The sequence below is a fragment of the Curtobacterium sp. PhB78 genome (assembly GCF_003751685.1).
GTDB lineage: Bacteria > Actinomycetota > Actinomycetes > Actinomycetales > Microbacteriaceae > Curtobacterium.
Genome location: NZ_RKIA01000003.1, coordinates 580,035 through 594,920, shown reverse-complemented (window position 1 = coordinate 594,920; position 14,886 = coordinate 580,035). Strand labels below are relative to the sequence as shown.

The 14,886-nt window shown below is 71.4% G+C and carries 14 protein-coding genes and 1 tRNA gene; 6 read left to right on the top strand and 9 right to left on the bottom strand.

Features of this window, described 5'->3' with window-relative positions:
- Window positions 1–38: 38 nt before the first annotated feature.
- The 4 genes from EDF53_RS09780 to infC all read right to left on the bottom strand — a co-directional run bounded on the left by EDF53_RS09780 (window position 39) and on the right by infC (window position 2,329).
- On the bottom strand, window positions 39–902 hold the full coding sequence (locus EDF53_RS09780) for an RNA methyltransferase (RefSeq protein ID WP_123293373.1): 864 nt from the start codon (window positions 900–902) through the stop codon (window positions 39–41).
- Window positions 903–967: 65 nt separating this feature from the next.
- The gene (gene rplT, locus EDF53_RS09775) at window positions 968–1,351 is read right to left on the bottom strand and encodes a 50S ribosomal protein L20 (protein WP_111086285.1); all 384 of its coding nucleotides are present in this window, start codon (window positions 1,349–1,351) and stop codon (window positions 968–970) included.
- 27 nt (window positions 1,352–1,378) lie between these two features.
- Complete coding sequence (gene rpmI / locus EDF53_RS09770) at window positions 1,379–1,573, bottom strand: 50S ribosomal protein L35 (protein WP_111086286.1); 195 nt, start codon at window positions 1,571–1,573, stop codon at window positions 1,379–1,381.
- Between the two features lie 60 nt (window positions 1,574–1,633).
- Window positions 1,634–2,329 (bottom strand): translation initiation factor IF-3, encoded by a 696-nt coding sequence (gene infC / locus EDF53_RS09765; protein ID WP_123293372.1) that lies wholly within the window; start codon window positions 2,327–2,329, stop codon window positions 1,634–1,636.
- Window positions 2,330–2,617: 288 nt separating this feature from the next.
- Here infC and EDF53_RS09760 point away from each other — a divergent pair, with 288 nt between their 5' ends.
- Window positions 2,618–2,974: a DUF1844 domain-containing protein gene (locus EDF53_RS09760; RefSeq protein ID WP_173170823.1), complete on the top strand. Its 357-nt coding sequence runs from the start codon at window positions 2,618–2,620 to the stop codon at window positions 2,972–2,974.
- A gap of 109 nt (window positions 2,975–3,083) precedes the next feature.
- On the opposite strand, the gene EDF53_RS09755 is transcribed toward EDF53_RS09760, so the two are convergent.
- The gene (locus EDF53_RS09755) at window positions 3,084–4,436 is read right to left on the bottom strand and encodes a phosphotransferase (RefSeq protein ID WP_123293371.1); all 1,353 of its coding nucleotides are present in this window, start codon (window positions 4,434–4,436) and stop codon (window positions 3,084–3,086) included.
- A gap of 141 nt (window positions 4,437–4,577) precedes the next feature.
- Between EDF53_RS09755 and EDF53_RS09750 the strand changes: the two genes are divergently transcribed.
- The 4 genes from EDF53_RS09750 to EDF53_RS09735 all read left to right on the top strand — a co-directional run bounded on the left by EDF53_RS09750 (window position 4,578) and on the right by EDF53_RS09735 (window position 9,874).
- Window positions 4,578–6,038: a CHAD domain-containing protein gene (locus tag EDF53_RS09750; protein WP_123293370.1), complete on the top strand. Its 1,461-nt coding sequence runs from the start codon at window positions 4,578–4,580 to the stop codon at window positions 6,036–6,038.
- Window positions 6,039–6,087: 49 nt separating this feature from the next.
- Entirely contained in the window at window positions 6,088–6,543 is a 456-nt protein-coding gene (locus EDF53_RS09745) for a MaoC/PaaZ C-terminal domain-containing protein (protein WP_123293369.1), read from the top strand.
- 87 nt (window positions 6,544–6,630) lie between these two features.
- On the top strand, window positions 6,631–8,493 hold the full coding sequence (locus EDF53_RS09740) for a glycoside hydrolase family 2 protein (RefSeq protein WP_123293368.1): 1,863 nt from the start codon (window positions 6,631–6,633) through the stop codon (window positions 8,491–8,493).
- Window positions 8,494–8,644: 151 nt separating this feature from the next.
- Window positions 8,645–9,874, top strand: coding sequence for a hypothetical protein (locus EDF53_RS09735; protein ID WP_185020995.1), 1,230 nt, complete (start codon window positions 8,645–8,647; stop codon window positions 9,872–9,874).
- A gap of 61 nt (window positions 9,875–9,935) precedes the next feature.
- Here EDF53_RS09735 and EDF53_RS19325 read toward each other — a convergent pair whose 3' ends face one another.
- A complete protein-coding gene (locus EDF53_RS19325; protein ID WP_260215325.1) occupies window positions 9,936–10,985 on the bottom strand; it encodes an amidase domain-containing protein in 1,050 nt (349 codons plus the stop codon).
- Window positions 10,986–11,095: 110 nt separating this feature from the next.
- On the opposite strand from EDF53_RS19325, the gene EDF53_RS09725 reads away from it, so the two are divergent.
- Window positions 11,096–11,479: a hypothetical protein gene (locus EDF53_RS09725; protein WP_123293366.1), complete on the top strand. Its 384-nt coding sequence runs from the start codon at window positions 11,096–11,098 to the stop codon at window positions 11,477–11,479.
- Between the two features lie 104 nt (window positions 11,480–11,583).
- Here the strand turns inward: EDF53_RS09725 and EDF53_RS09720 are convergent, their stop codons facing one another.
- The 3 genes from EDF53_RS09720 to EDF53_RS09710 form a co-directional block, all read right to left on the bottom strand.
- Window positions 11,584–13,416 (bottom strand): hypothetical protein, encoded by a 1,833-nt coding sequence (locus tag EDF53_RS09720; protein ID WP_123293365.1) that lies wholly within the window; start codon window positions 13,414–13,416, stop codon window positions 11,584–11,586.
- Window positions 13,417–13,629: 213 nt separating this feature from the next.
- Window positions 13,630–13,705: transfer RNA gene (locus EDF53_RS09715), tRNA-Ala, on the bottom strand.
- Window positions 13,706–13,778: 73 nt separating this feature from the next.
- The gene (locus tag EDF53_RS09710; RefSeq protein WP_123293364.1) at window positions 13,779–14,870 is read right to left on the bottom strand and encodes a hypothetical protein; all 1,092 of its coding nucleotides are present in this window, start codon (window positions 14,868–14,870) and stop codon (window positions 13,779–13,781) included.
- Window positions 14,871–14,886: the final 16 nt, after the last annotated feature.

Below are 14,886 nucleotides of genomic sequence, written 5' to 3'. Positions count from 1 at the left end.
TGGATGGCCGATGCCGACGACCGAACTGTGGAGGGGGGTCAGCTCCGGAGTGCGAACGCCGACTCGTACAGGCAGACCGAGGCCGCCGTCGCCAAGTTCATCGACTCCGCCTGGCCGTAGATCGGCACCTTCACCGCACGGTCGACGAGCGCGAGGTCCTCGGTCGTGAGCCCACGGGCCTCGTTGCCGAACACCCACGCGGTCGGACCGTCGAGCATGCCCTCGGCCCGGACCACCGGCAGGTCGTCACCCGAGACGTCGGCCGCGAGCACGGTGTACCCGAGTGCCTTCGCCCGCGCGATCGTGTCGGCCAGGGTCACGCCGACCGACACCGGCACGTGGAAGAGCGAGCCCGTGGTCGACCGGACGACCTTCGGGTTGTACGGGTCCACCGACCGCCCGGTGAGGACCACCGCGTCGGCGCCGGCGGAGTCGGCGGCGCGGATGATCGTGCCGGCGTTCCCCGGGTCCCGTACCTCTTCGAGGATGGCGACCAGCCCCGGCAACGCGGCCGGCTCGTCGGCGTCCCCACGGGCCTCCAGGTCGACGGCAGCAGCAGCATCACCGACGCGACGGTCCGGGAAGACGTCCTTGACCGACGTCGGGAACTGCTGGCAGACGGCGACGACGCCCTGCGGCGTCACGGTGTCGGCCATCGCGTCGAGGACCTGCTCCGTCACGAACCAGGTGTCGACCGGCGCGTCGTCGAGGCCGTAGCGGGCTGCGGCCGTCGGCGTCACGTAGAGCTCGCGCAGCAGCTCCGGGGCGTACTCGAGTGCTTCACGCACCGCCTGCGGCCCCTCCAGCAGGAAGAGGCCCGTTTCGGCACGGACGTCCTTCTTCGACAGGGCCGCGACGGCCTTCACGCGTCCGGCACGGGGGTTCTCGAGGAGTTCGCTCACGACCCAAGTCTAGGAACGACGAAACCCCCGCCGTGCGGCGGGGGTTTCGCGAGCAGAAGAACTGACTACGCAGCCTTCGGGGCCGAGGTGTCGGCCGGGAGGGCCTTCTTCGCGGTCTCGACGAGCGCGGTGAAGGTCTCGGGGTTGTTCACCGCGAGGTCGGCGAGGATGCGACGGTCGACCTCGACACCGGCGAGACCCAGACCCTGGATCAGACGGTTGTAGGTCAGGCCGTTCGCACGGGACGCAGCGTTGATGCGCTGGATCCACAGGCGACGGAACTCGCCCTTCTTCGCGTGACGGTCGCGGTACGCGTAGACCAGGGAGTGGGTGACCTGCTCCTTGGCCTTGCGGTACAGACGCGAACGCTGGCCGCGGTAACCCTCGGCGCGCTCGAGGATGACGCGGCGCTTCTTGGCGGCGTTGACCGCTCTCTTTACTCGTGCCATTGCACTATTCCTTTACGATCCGGGGGCTCAGTGGCCGAGGAGCTTCTTGACGTTCTTCGCGTCTGCCTTGGAGAGGACCTGGTCCTCGTTCAGGCGGGCCTTGCGCTTGGAGCTCTTGACCTCGAGGTTGTGACGCATACCGGCCTGCTGCTTCATGACCTTGCCGGTACCGGTGATCTTGAAGCGCTTCTTCGACCCGGAGTGGGTCTTCTGCTTGGGCATGGTGGTGCCTTTCCGTGGGATGGATGGGAGCCGCGTCGTTGCGGGGTCGGTCTGGGTGACCTACTCGGCGGGAGCGTCGCTCTTGGCCGGTGCCGTGTCCTGCGCGGGAGCCTCGGCCGGGGCCTCGGTCTCCGTCTCGGCGTCCGAGTGGTCCTTCGCAGCGTGCTCGGTGGCACGACGCTCGGCCTTCTGTGCAGCGCGCTTCGCGTTCTGCTCGCCCTTGACGTCGGACTTGTTCTTCAGGGGGGCGATGATCATCGTCATGTTGCGGCCGTCCTGGGTGGGACGGGACTCGACGACGCCGAACTCGGCGATCTCCTCCGCGAACTTGTGGAGGAGACGGACACCCTGCTCCGGACGCGACTGCTCGCGGCCACGGAAGAGGATCATCGCCTTCACCTTGTCGCCACCGAGGAGGAACCCCTCGGCGCGCTTGCGCTTCGTCTCGTAGTCGTGCACGTCGATCTTCAGGCGGAAACGGACCTCTTTCAGGTCCGTGTTCACCTGGTTGCGACGGGCTTCCTTGGCCTTCTGAGCGGCTTCGTACTTGAACTTGCCGTAGTCCATGATCTTGGCCACGGGCGGCTTCGAGTTCGGCGCGACCTCGACCAGATCCAGTTCGGCTTCCTGCGCGAGGCGCAGTGCCATGGCGATCGGGACAACGCCGACCTGCTCACCCTGCGGGCCGACGAGTCGGACTTCGGGAACGCGGATTCGGTCGTTGGTACGGGGATCGGTGATGCGGAGCTCCTTCAATCAGGTGGTGGTCGTCCGGGACATTTGCCCTGGACGACAGCACGAGAGAGGAGATCTGACGCACGGATCGGAATCCGTTCGGCAGCCGCCCTGCGTCGGATCCGTGGACCCGACCGACGCGTGCACCCAGTTGCTGTGCACTCGCGGAGCGGTGGTGACCCGGTAGCCTGGTGGAACGCGGCCGCGGGTGGGAGAGACTCCTCTTTCGTGACACCGTCCGAGCGCTTCAGGAGAACCTGATGGCACACGGACAGCATCTGCCGCGAGCGAGTCTAGCAGAGGAGCACCGTGACCGACACCCCGATCGACGACGACGGCAGCGGCATCGACGCCGCCAGGGACATCTCGGAGGTGCCGGCCGTCGAACTCATCAACACCGTGGCCGTGCACCTGCTCAGTGCCGCCGCCGTGAAGGTCGGCCTGGCCGACGACCCCCAGGAGCAGACCGACCTCGACGAAGCGCGCAAGCTCATCACCGCACTGGCCGGACTGGTCACCGCTGCGGCGACCGAGATCGGCGACCACCACGCCCGTCCGCTGCGCGACGGGCTGCGCTCGGTGCAGCTCGCGTTCCGCGAGGCGTCGGCGATCCCGGACGCACCGGGCGCCGGACCGGGCGAGAAGTACACCGGCCCCGTCAACTGACGGCTGGCGGCTGGCAGCTGACGCACGACGGGCACTGTCCGTCACGGCGTTCGACGGGAGGCCCGTGGCGGGATCGCCACGGGCCTCCCGTCCGCCTCCGGGTGCGCGGTCAGGACCCGCTGCGGCCGACCAGGCGCGTGACGGCCGTGAGCGGGATGCCGACCCAGTCGGGTCGGTTCCGGGTCTCGTAGACGACCTCGTAGACGGCCTTGTCGAGCTCGAACGCATCCAGGAGCTCCCGGTGTGCGCCGAGGTCGGTGCCGGTCCCCCGCTGGTACCCGTCGAGGAACCGCACGCGTGCCTCGTCCGCCCAGCCCGCTGCGTCGACCGGTTCCGCGTCGTGCGCCAGGGCTCCGGCGACGTAGTCGAACGACCGGAGCATGCCGGCCACGTCACGGAGCGTGACGTCCGGCAACGAGCGTTCGGCCAGGGGACGGAGCGGCTCCCCCTCGAAGTCGAGGAAGACCCACCCGCGCGGCTCGGGGGCAGCGAGCACCTGCCCGAGGTGCAGGTCGCCGTGGATGCGCTGCAGGTCCGGCCAGGGCGTCGCCGTCGCCGCCGCGTACACCGCTCGGATCGCGTCTGCGTGCTCGGCGACCGCCGGGGCCTCGCGCGCGGCGGTGTCGAGCCGCTCGTGCATCGTCGCGACGGCGGTCCGTCGTCGCGCCTCGTCGGCGGGCTCGGACGGTAGTGCCTCGGCGAGGGTGCGGTGGACTTCGGCGAGCGCCGCCCCGAGCTGCTCGGCCCGATCGCCGAAGGGCGTGCCGGCGTGCGCTTCCTCGAGGGCCACGCGCCAGGCGTCCTCGAGGCCCGGCAGGAACTCCTGCGCGAACGCGAGGTGACCGGTCGCCGTGCCGCTGCCCTGCCCGACGTCGGGCCAGCTGCCCCGCAGTGCGCCGTAGACCTGGGGGACGCGTGCGCTGCCAGCTGCGGACAACGCGAGCTGCGTCGTGACGTCGGGGTTGTCGCCGTGGTGCAGGACGCGGAACACCTTGATGATGACGCGGGCACCGGACTCGGTGTCGCAGATGACCGAGGTGTTGGACTGCTCGCCGGTCAGGACGCGGGCGGCCGTGACGGTGCCGATGGGGCGGAGGCTCTGCGGGTCCGCGTCGATGCGTGCGGCGAGCGCCGTGATCCACGCGTGGTCGGCGGTGGCGTCGGCGATGGTGCCGTCGGGGCCGCTGGTCACCGGTGACTGGTAGAGGACCGGAGCCGCTGGTGCTGCGGGGGCTTCGTCGAGGACGAGCCGGGTGCCGTCGGCGGTGGAGAGGGTGCGGAGGCGCGGCACGGACCCCTTCGAGGCGTACCACCGGCGGTCGGCGATCCAGGACTCGAGGTCGTGGTCGCTCGGGGCGGTGTCGGTCGGGGCAGTACTGCTCGGGGGTGCGGTGGCGCTCGTGGGTGCGGTGTCGCGGGTGTCGGGTGCGGTGTCGCTGGGGTGGCGGGCTCCGTCGCTCATGCAGCGGACCGTACGCGCCGAGTGCTGGCGAGGTGCCGAGTCCGTCACTCATCCCTGCACAGCTCGCGGTTCTGGGCCGCCCGTCCACAGAACGCGCCTGCGCTCGGACCGCACGGGTGCTGGCGGACGACACTTGCGGACATGCCGAGCCAGCACCCCGCCCCCGACACCGCCCGCACCGATCCCCGCCGGAGCTGGCGGATCCCCGACGACCGCCGGTTGCCGGCACTCGAGCCTCTCGCATCCGCCGTCGAACGGCACGAGCCCGTGTCGCTCCGCGAGACCGTGTGGGACTCCGACGAGCGCGTGCTCGCGGCCGAAGGGGTGACGCTCACCCGCGCCCAGGACGGGTCCTGGAGCCTCGACCACGGCGATGGCCCGGAACCGGTCGGTGCGGACCTCGATCGACCCGGCGGCGAGCAGCCCCCGCGTGACGGGGTCGAGGTGTTCCTGCGCGGGCGGGCGGTGGCGACGGTCCGCCTCCGGGACACCACGACGACGCTCGTGACCCTGCGCGGCAAGGACGGTCGGGTCCGAGCCGAGATCGCCGACGTCCGGGTGGACGAAGGCGACCCGGACACCTCCGTGCTGCGGTCCGCACGGTGGTGGGCGCTGTCGGACGACGGGCGGGACGGCACCACTGCACGGGCCGCGGAGCGAGCACTGGACGACGCGGCCACCGAGCCGCCGTCGACCTCGGCGGTCGTGGTTGCGCCCGCTCCCGTGCTCGCACCGGAGCGGCGCGGCAACCGGGCGAAGCGACCACGTTCGGGCACCGCTGCGGCGTTCGTGCTGCGGGTCCTCGAGTCCCTGCGCGCCGACCTCGTCGCGGTCGACCCCCGAGTCCGCGCCGACGACCACGAGTCGGTGCACGACTTCCGGAAGGTGGTCCGTCGGCTGCGGAGCGTGCTCGCGGCGTACCGCGGAGCCCTCGACCGCGAGGCAACCGAGCCACTGCGCGCCGCCCTCGCCGAAGCCGGACGGGTCGCCGGTGTCGTCCGCGATGCCGAGGTCCTGCACGGCGGGCTGTTCCGGTCGGCGGCACGGGCCCCCGACGGCTTCGTCGACGCGCCGACGCTGGACCGGATCGGCGAGCAGGCGGCGGCACTCCGCAGTGCGGCCGCAGCGGAACTCCGCCAGGCGCTGCGCTCGGACGACTGGTTCCGCACCCTCGACGCGGTCGACCAGCTGCTGCTCCGCGCGCCCGCCGGACCGCACGCCGACGACGACGCCGCTGCCTTCGTGGCGCAGCGCATCGACCGCGAGCGCACTCGGGTCCGACGACTGGTCGACGGTGGGGCGGCGGGTCTCGACGTCCTGCACGAGATCCGGAAGGCGGCACGACGCCTGCGGTACGCACTGCAGGCAGCCGGTGACGTCGCCGACCTCGGGAAGCGGCGGCTCGGTCGGCTGCGGCGGGTGCAGGAGACGCTCGGTGACGCCCTCGACGCGGCCCACGCAGCAGATGCCTACCGGCGGCTCTCCGGGTCCGCGGCCCGGGACGGGGCCGACACCTTCGGGTACGGGGCGCTGGCGACGGCCGAGCACGCGGTGCTCGAGCGGGGGCTGCGACGTTCGCGGAAGGTGCTCGCCCGACTGTGAGCGCGGCCGGGCGTGAGGCTCGTCGCGCTCCTCTGCGAGAATCGCGGACGTGCCCCACTACCTCGAGGACCTCGCCGCCGGACAGACCTTCACGACCCCGGGTCGCACGATCACCGAGGCGGACGTCGTGTCCTTCGCCTCGTGGACGAACGACAACAACCAGGTGCACACCGACGTCGAGTTCGCCGGCAAGACCCGGTACGGCCAGCGGGTCGTGCACGGGCTGCTCGGCACCTCGCTCTGCCTGGGGCTGATCGCACGGACCGGGGTGTTCGAGGGGTCGGCCGTGGCACTGCTCGGGATCGACCAGTGGCGGTTCACCGCGCCGGTGTTCATCGGGGACACCGTGACCTGCGAGGTCGAGATCCTGTCGACGCGCCTGACGAGCTCCGGCACGACCGGCATCGTCGAGCGGACGGTCTCACTGCGGAACCAGCGCGGCGACGTCGTGCAGCAGGGACGCATGGACGTGATGGTCCTGACGCGCGACGCCGCGATCGCCTGACGTCGCCCCGAGCACCCGCCGGGTTCTCCGGATGGCAATCGTTGCGACGCTCTTTACAACGATGTACCGGCGCGGGAGCATGGACGCATGAGCACGCTCGACGGCACCGTGGCCGCACCTGACACCGCATCCGCTCCCGCACTCCCCCTCGCCTCGCGGCAGGACGGCACCTACCCCCGGCCGCAGATGCTCCGCACCGCGTGGGCTGACCTCGACGGCAGGTGGTCCTTCCGGAACGACGGCGACGACACCGCCTGGCGCACCGGGTTCCCCGACGCCCGCGACATCGTCGTGCCGTTCCCGCCCGAGTCCGTCGCCTCGGGCATCGACGAGCCCGGCTTCCACCCGGTGGTCTGGTACTCCCGTGCGATCACCCGCGCCGACCTCGAGGCCGCCGGTCACGGCACCGCCTCACCCCGACTCGTCCTGCACTTCGGCGCCGTCGACTACCGCGCCCGCGTCTGGATCGACGGCCAGTTCGTCGGCGAGCACGAGGGCGGCCACACGCCGTTCTCCTTCGACGTGACCGACGCCCTCGCCACCGACCCCGACGCCGTCCACACCCTGGTCGTCCGCGCCGAGGACGACCCGCACGACCTGACCCAGCCCCGCGGCAAGCAGGACTGGCACGAGGACCCGCACGCCATCTGGTACCGCCGCACCACGGGCATCTGGCAGACAGTCTGGCTCGAGGCCGTGCCGACCGCCTCGATCGGGTACCTGCGCTGGACGAACGTCGACCACGCCACCGTCCGCCTGACGGTCCGGATCGCTGGCGGCCGCACCGGCGGCGAGCGCCTGCGCGTCGTCGCCCGGTGGGACGAGCGTGACGAGCACCTCGCCACCGTCGAGGCCACGCTCGGCGACACCTCGGACGAGTTCGACGTGGTCGTGCCGATCGCGCGCCAGACGAACGGGCAGGCCGAGGACGAACTGCACTGGACCCCGGACGCCCCGCGCCTGGTCGACGCCACGGTCTCGCTCCTCCCCCGTACCGGCACGACGCCGATCGACTCCGTCGCGTCCTACTTCGGGCTCCGCACCGTCGGCGTCGACGGCGGCACCTTCCTGCTGAACGGCCGCAGCTACGACGTCCGCAGTGTCCTGAACCAGGGCTACTGGCCGGACTCGCACATCGCCGCGCCGTCGCGCGGAGCACTGCGCCGCGAGGTCGAGCTCATCAAGGAACTCGGCTTCAACGCGGCCCGCAACCACCAGAAGATCGAGGACCCCCGGTTCCTGTACTGGGCGGACCGGCTCGGCATCCTGGTCTGGGGCGAGGCCCCCGGCGCCTACGCCTTCTCACCGCGAGCCGTCCAGCGCCTGATGCGCGAGTGGATGGACGCCGTCGAGCGTGATGCCTCGCACCCGTCGATCGTCACGTGGGTGCCGGCGAACGAGAGCTGGGGCGTGCAGCACATCGCCACCGACCCGGCGCAGCAGGCCTACGCCCGGTCCCTGGCCGACGTCACGCGGGCGATCGACCCGACGCGTCCGGTGATCTCGAACGACGGGTGGGAGCACACCAACTCCGACATCGTCACGATCCACGACTACGAGGGTGCCGGCGACGCACTCGCCCGCACCTACGCCGACGACGCAGCACGCACGGCGCTGTTCACCCACTTCGGCCCGTCGGACCGCTGGGTGCTCGTGGGTGGCGCGCAGGACCTCGGCCAGCCGGTGATGCTCACCGAGTTCGGTGGCGTGAACTACCAGCCGGGTGCACAGCGCGAGGACGGCTGGGGCTACACCTCGGCCACCGACGGCGACGACTGGGTCACCCGCATCACGGCACTGTACGACGCGATCCGGGCGAGCTCGTTCCTGGCCGGCTCCTGCTACACGCAGCTGACCGACACCATGCAGGAGACGAACGGCCTGCTCAACGCCGACCGCTCCCCGAAGGTCCCGATCGAGCAGATCCGTCGCGCGGTCACCGGTCGCTAGCCGGGAGGCCCACACTTCGTGAGCAGCAATGGTCGGGTCCGGCAGACGGACCCGACCACCGCTGCTCACCATGAGGGCAGGTCGGCGCGCAGCCCAACGCGTGGCCGCCCGCTGACGCGGGCACGGGCCCTGGTCTGCGAGGATCGGGCGGGTGACGAGCGTGGCGGAGACGAGCCGGGCCTCCCGGTCGGGGGTGCGAAGCCTGCTGACCGGAGCCCGCAGTGCGTGGACCGCGCCCCTGCTCATCTGGGCGGCCTCGCGCCTGGTGAGCACGCTGCTGCTCGCCACCATGTACGTGCTGGCGACCGCGAACGACTGGCCGTTCGCGTCGTACCGGCAGGACCCGTCGTTCTTCACGTTCTCCGGATCGTGGGACGCCTCGTTCTACCGGACGATCGCGGAGCACGGGTACCCGGCCACGCTCCCCCTCGACGATGCGGGTCACGTCGCGCCGAACGCCTGGGCGTTCCTGCCGGTGTTCCCGGCCATCGTGCGCGCCGTCATGGCCCTGACGGGGGCGTCGTTCTGGGTCGCGGGCGTGCTCGTCGCGACGATCGCGGGTGCCGGTGCCTGCGTGCTGCTGTACCGGCTCGTGCTCGCGGTGGGCTGCTCGCACCGGGCTCGCTGGGCCACGGCACTGTTCGCGTTCGCGCCGACCGGGTTCCTGCTGCAGGTCGCCTACGCCGAGAGCCTGCTGCTCGTGCTGCTGTTCGGAGCGCTGCTGGCGCTGGTCCGACGGCGGTACTGGCTGATCGCGCCGCTCGGGGTGGTCGCGGCGTTCACGAAACCCGGGGTCCTCGCGTTGGCCGTGGCACTGGCCGTGCACCTGGTCGTCCGGTGGGTCGGGTCCCGCCGGTCTGCTCGACCTGCCGAGGTGTTCCCGTGGCGTGACCGCATCACGATCGTGGCGTCCGGGCTCGTCGTCGCGGCGGCGGGCCTGGCCTGGCCGGTGATCGCCTCGGCGGTGACCGGGCGGCCGAACGCCTACCTGGACACCGAATTGTCGTGGTGGGTGGGGTTCGTCGGGCGACAGCACTTCGCCCCGCTGACGCCGTGGTTCACGATGGCCTCGACGTGGCTCGGACCGCTCGGCATCGTGCTCGTCGTCGCGGTGCTCGTCGGCGCGGTGTGGTTCTTCTCTCGCAGGAGCACCCGGGCCCTCGGACCGGACGTGCTCGCGTTCACGGCGTCGTACGGGCTGTACCTGGTCGCGGTCTTCCTGCCGCAGCAGTCGTTGCCGCGGCTGCTCATGCCGATGGCGCCGTTGCTCGCGTCGGACGTGTTCGTGCGGACGCGGCGGCGAGCGGTGACGTGGCTCGTGGTCGGGGTGTGCCTGCAGCCCGTCGCGATCGTGCTGCTCTGGTTCCTCGGGTACCCCTGAGGTGCTCGGGGTGTTCCTGAGCTGCTCGCGGTGCTCCTGAGCGCGGCGCGGGCCCGTCGGGCTACGCGTCGAAGGTGTGGAACCAGGCGCTTCCGCCCGGGTGCTGCACCGTGATCATCTCGTCGAGGTCGCGGTACGGGCCGTCCTGGTTGTGGCTCGCCGACTTGATGCGGATGGTGCCGTCGGACTCGGTGAAGACCTCGGACACGATGGTGGTGTGGTCCGGCGAACCGTTCGCGTTCCAGTCGTAGAACACGATGTCACCGACCTTGACCTTGTCACGCTCGTCCGAGGAGCGCCGGGTGAGCCCGAACTCCGCAGCGTTCGTCTCGAGCCACGGGTCCATCGTCGGGCAGTACGTCCACGTGGCGCTGTGCTCGGCACCGGCGGCCCGGTTGTACCAGTCGGAGCGCTGCTCCCAACCGCGGGCGATGAGCGTCTGGCTGACGTAGTTCGCGCAGTCGCCACCGATCGGGTTCATGGTGCCGTACTCGGACAGGTTGTAGTCCTTCCAGTGCGCCATCGCGTACTCGAGCTGCCGGTCGACGTCGGTCAGCGCTGCGTATGCCACCGTCGACGTCGCCACCGCGGTGGACGCATCGGGCACCGGCGCTGCCGTGGGGGTCGGCGTCGCAGTGGCCGAGTCCTGCGTCGCGCCGGTCTGCCCGTCGTTCGCGGCGCTGCCGTTGCCGTCGGACGACTGGTTGGCGGACGGGGTCGGCTCGATCGACTCGGTGAAGAGCGCGACGGCGGCGTCACCGGCGGTGTACATCGCCTGGTGTGGAGCCGTGAAGGTGACCTTCGACGCCGTCGCCGTGACGTCGCGGGCGGCGACCCCGCCGACGGTGACGCCCTTGACCGCGGCGAGACCGGTGCCCGCGACGGTGACCGTGACGCCGCCGACGAGCGGGACCTGCGCCGGGGTCAGGGACTTCGCGGCGGGCTTGGGGGTGGTCGTGCTCGTGCCGCCCTCGGCGTTGTCGTCCTTGCCGCTGCTGCCACTCTTCTTGCCGGCATCGTCGCTGCCGGACGAGCACGCGGCGACCGCGAGCCCGATCCCGGCGACACCGGCGAGGGACAGGAGTGCGCGGCGGTTCATCGAGGCAGTCATGACACAGCCAGCGTAAGCGACGCACCTGACGTTCCGACACGGCATGATCGTCTCCGGGGGGCGAGCGTCCTCCGCGTCCGCACGGACGCGTTCGAGAGGATCAGCAGACCATGCCCGAGAGCCACGACTTCTTCGTCGCCACCGACCCCGAGACCGCTCGCGGTCAGGTCCGACTCGCCCTCAGCCGCGAGGGCTACACGGTGGACGACGCCGAACAGGGAGCGCTCCGGGCCACCCGCGGCAGCATGGGCCTGACGCTGCTCATCGGCGGTCTCGCGAACGACCGCACCTTCCACACTCGGCTCGACGTGCAGATCATGGTCACCGCGGACGGCCGCACCGTCGCTCGACTGCTGCGCGGCTCCGGCAAGTCCGCGATCAAGGGCGGGGCGATCGGGATCTCGCGCGGCAACCGCGCGTTCGAGCAGGCCGCGAACGCGATCCACACGTCATTCGCGCAGGCGGGCGTCCTGACGGACAGCTTCGCGAGCTGACGCGGTCGCCGCCGGCGCGCGGTCTCCGCGGGCGCTGGCACGCGTTTTCCGACAGAACACCCGACGAACGACTCGTGGATCGTCGCGAACCGCGTGCGGCCTCGTCAGGAGCAGGACCAGTTGCGATCGATCTCCGTCGAGCCGAACGGCGTCTTGTACTGCGTCATCGCGATCGGGCCACCGAGCAGCCGCGCACCGGAGCATGCTGCCTGCGCCTGGTCGAGACGGCCGTCGCCGATCGCGATCCAGCTCGGCAGCGGCCGGAGCGGGCTCGCGGTCGGGACGGTGCCCATGATCGTGCGGAACTGGTACGAGGTCGAGTACACGCCGATCTGCGTGACACCGCTGCTCTTCAGCGCCGCGACCATGCCCTCGAGCGCCACCCGGTTCTGACCGGTGTCGCTCAGATGGGACAGGCCGGTCTCGACGTCGAGCCACCAGCGGTACTGCCCCGGGTTGGCGACGCCCCGGGTGTTCGCTGCTTCGTAGGCCCTGGCGTAGCCGTACATGTACGAGCACGCCGACGTCGTCTTCCAGGTCGGCTTCGCGCCGGACTGTGCCGTGCACGTGCCGTACGGGTTCGTCACGGACTGCCCGTTCGGCGCGGCGTTGGACGTCGGCCAGACCGATGCTGCCGCCGCCCCGGGGTTGGCGAACAGCGCGTAGACCTGCGTCTTCGGCTGCGCGGTGCCGCCGGCTGACGACGCCGCCCAGGACAGCTGCTGCTGCAGGCACGGGTTCGTGGTGTTGCCGAGGCTCGAGTTCACCCCGACGATGCCGAAGGACTGGTCGGTCGGCACGCTCTTGCCGCACTGCGGGTACGAGACGTCCACGCCCGTCCCCGACCCGCTGTTGCCGTTGAGGAAGTACCCCACGACGTCGACGTACACGGTCGCCCTGCCCGCCGACACCTTCGCCTGCACCTGCCCGCCGGACGCGAGCGGCGCGATGAGCGCGTTGCCGATCGTCTGCCCCTTGGCGTAGATCTGCGTCGGCACGCTCGAGGCGAGCCCGGCGCCGACGACGCGGAGCGATCCCCCGACGCTGCCGCCACCGACCTTGGCGTTGATGACGGCCGCGGTTGCGTTGCGCGGGACGCCTGCGGTGCCGGCGACGGTGACCTTCGTCGCGGTGGTGCCCGCGGCGACGGTCGCGGCGCGGACCGGGTGCGCCGACACGAACACGGATCCGTCGGCGTTCGGTGCGTAGTACCCGACGACGTCGGCGAGCACGCGCGCGGACCCGGAGGAGACCTTGGCCTGGACGGCACCGCCGGACAGCCGGACCGTCGTCGTGTTCGCGACGGTGGTGCCCTTGGAGTACATGAGCGAGACGACGCCCGCGTTGTTGCCGTACGGGGTGAGGCGCAGTCGGCCGCTCGTCGCGGGACGGGACACGTCGGCCTGCAGCACGACGGCGGTGGCGTTCGACGGCACGCCCGCCTTGCCCGCGACGACGATGCGCTTGGCGCCGGTGGTGACGGTGCCGTTCAGCACGTTCGTCGGCGCGAGCGGCGTGTACGTCGATCCGGTGGCGCTGGTGCCGTACCAACCGGCGACGTCGAGGGCGACGGTCGCCTTGCCGGCCGAGACCTTCACCTGGGCCTTGCCGCTGGTGAGTCCGACCGTGGTGGTGCCGGAGATCGGTTGCGCCCTGGCGAAGTTCTGGATGGCGGGGCTGGCGGTGCTGCCGAACGGGGCGACGCTCACGTACGCCGCCGCGCTCGGGGAGGTCACGGTCGCGGTCAGCACGACCGCAGTCGCGTTCGACGGGATGCCGTTGCGGCCGCCGAGCGTGACGGTCGTCAGCTTGCTCGTCGCGGTGCCGGACCAGGCTCGCGCGGGTGCCACGGGCGTGAACCGGCCGGTGGTCGGCGCTGCGGCCGATGCCGGTGCCACCGGGGCGACCACGAGCAGCCCGGCAGTGACGGCGAGCACCGTCCCGATCGATGCGATGGCAGTCCTGAAGCGCAACGTGTTCCCCCGTTCCCCGCGCCCCCTTGGCGCACCGGGAGTCTAGAACGATGCGCTCAGCAACACACCACCCCTGTTCGCGAACTGTGCACGACGACACAGTCACGCGACCCTGTGGAACTCACCGAACGCAGAACGGCCCGGAACCTGTCGGTTCCGGGCCGTTCTGCATTGCCTTGGTGGAGCTAAGGGGATTCGAACCCCTGACCTTCTCATTGCGAACGAGACGCGCTACCAACTGCGCCATAGCCCCAAGTGCTCGACCACACTAGCACCACCGTTCGGCCGATCCGAAATCGTGGACAGCCGGTCGGGCGAGCCGCGACTCAGACCGCGCGGCGCCGACGCATGATCGCGTCGAGGTCGGCCTGCTGGTACGCGTCGTCGTCCAGGACACCCATGCCGGCCCACTTGCTCGGCGGACCCGTCGGCGTGGTCGGCTCGTCCGGCGTCTCCGCGACGAGCTCCGGTACTGCGGGAGCACGCAGCCCCAGCCGCTCGGCGAGACGCCCCTGATCGTGGGCGGACAGCGACGCGGCAGCGTCCTCGAGCTCGGGCCGCATGCGTGACACCCGGGCGAGCGACGGGTCGGCCTCGCCCGCACGGATGGCTGCGGCTTCGGCGTCCGCCTCGGCCTTGGCCTCGGCGACGCGCTCCTTGAGTCGCGCGGCGAGCTCGGCGGACGACTCCGGCGACGCAGCGGGCGCTGTCGGTCGCTCCACGTACAGCGGCTTCGGCACCCGGTTCGGGGTCCAGCTGCGGTCCTGCGCGGGTTCTGCGGACTGTTCGGTCGTCAGCGGCGGCGCCGGGTCCGTCCACGTGCTCGCGGGCCGGGAGGCACGGGTCGCGCCCGCCTCGGCCGCCGCGACACGGGTCTTCCGTGCCGTCGCCACCTGGTGCAGCTGGGCGAGGACCGCTGCGGACCCACCCGCGGCGAGGAGCCCCGCGACACCGACGAGCCACAGGGCGGGTGCTGCGACGAAGACGACGAGCGCGACGATGACGCCGAGCGTGCCGAACAGGGTGGCTCCGAGCCGGGAGCGTCGCATGCGCATCGCGGTCAGTGCGGGCACCGACGACGCACGCTCGAGGACGGGGGCCTGCTCGGCGAGCCGACGAGTGATCTCGCGCTGGCGCGCGGCCTCGTGGGCGCGGACGATGGCGGTGCGCTTGGCCTCTTCGGACCGGGCGACGCGCTGCGCCTCGGCCAGGGACTTCGCGTTCATCTCGACACGGACCTCGTCGGGCAGTTCAGCGGTCTGCGCCAGGATCCGCAGGGTCTGCTGCAGTCGGATCGCGTTGCGTTCGGTGGCCAGGTACTGGCGTCGGGCAGCCCACGACGGCATCAGGTAGACGAGCCAGAGGACGGCCGCGACGAGCAGGACGATGCCGCCACCCCACGAGCCGATTCCTGCCATGGGGACACGGTAGGGG

Coding starts and splice junctions, on each gene's coding strand:
- rplT (WP_111086285.1), bottom strand. CDS start 1,351: ATGGCACGAGTAAAGAGAGCGGTCAACGCCGCCAAGAAGCGCCGCGTC.
- rpmI (WP_111086286.1), bottom strand. CDS start 1,573: ATGCCCAAGCAGAAGACCCACTCCGGGTCGAAGAAGCGCTTCAAGATC.
- EDF53_RS09755 (WP_123293371.1), bottom strand. CDS start 4,436: ATGAGCGACGGAGCCCGCCACCCCAGCGACACCGCACCCGACACCCGC.
- EDF53_RS09750 (WP_123293370.1), top strand. CDS start 4,578: ATGCCGAGCCAGCACCCCGCCCCCGACACCGCCCGCACCGATCCCCGC.
- EDF53_RS09740 (WP_123293368.1), top strand. CDS start 6,631: ATGAGCACGCTCGACGGCACCGTGGCCGCACCTGACACCGCATCCGCT.
- EDF53_RS19325 (WP_260215325.1), bottom strand. CDS start 10,985: ATGACTGCCTCGATGAACCGCCGCGCACTCCTGTCCCTCGCCGGTGTC.
- EDF53_RS09725 (WP_123293366.1), top strand. CDS start 11,096: ATGCCCGAGAGCCACGACTTCTTCGTCGCCACCGACCCCGAGACCGCT.
- EDF53_RS09710 (WP_123293364.1), bottom strand. CDS start 14,870: ATGGCAGGAATCGGCTCGTGGGGTGGCGGCATCGTCCTGCTCGTCGCG.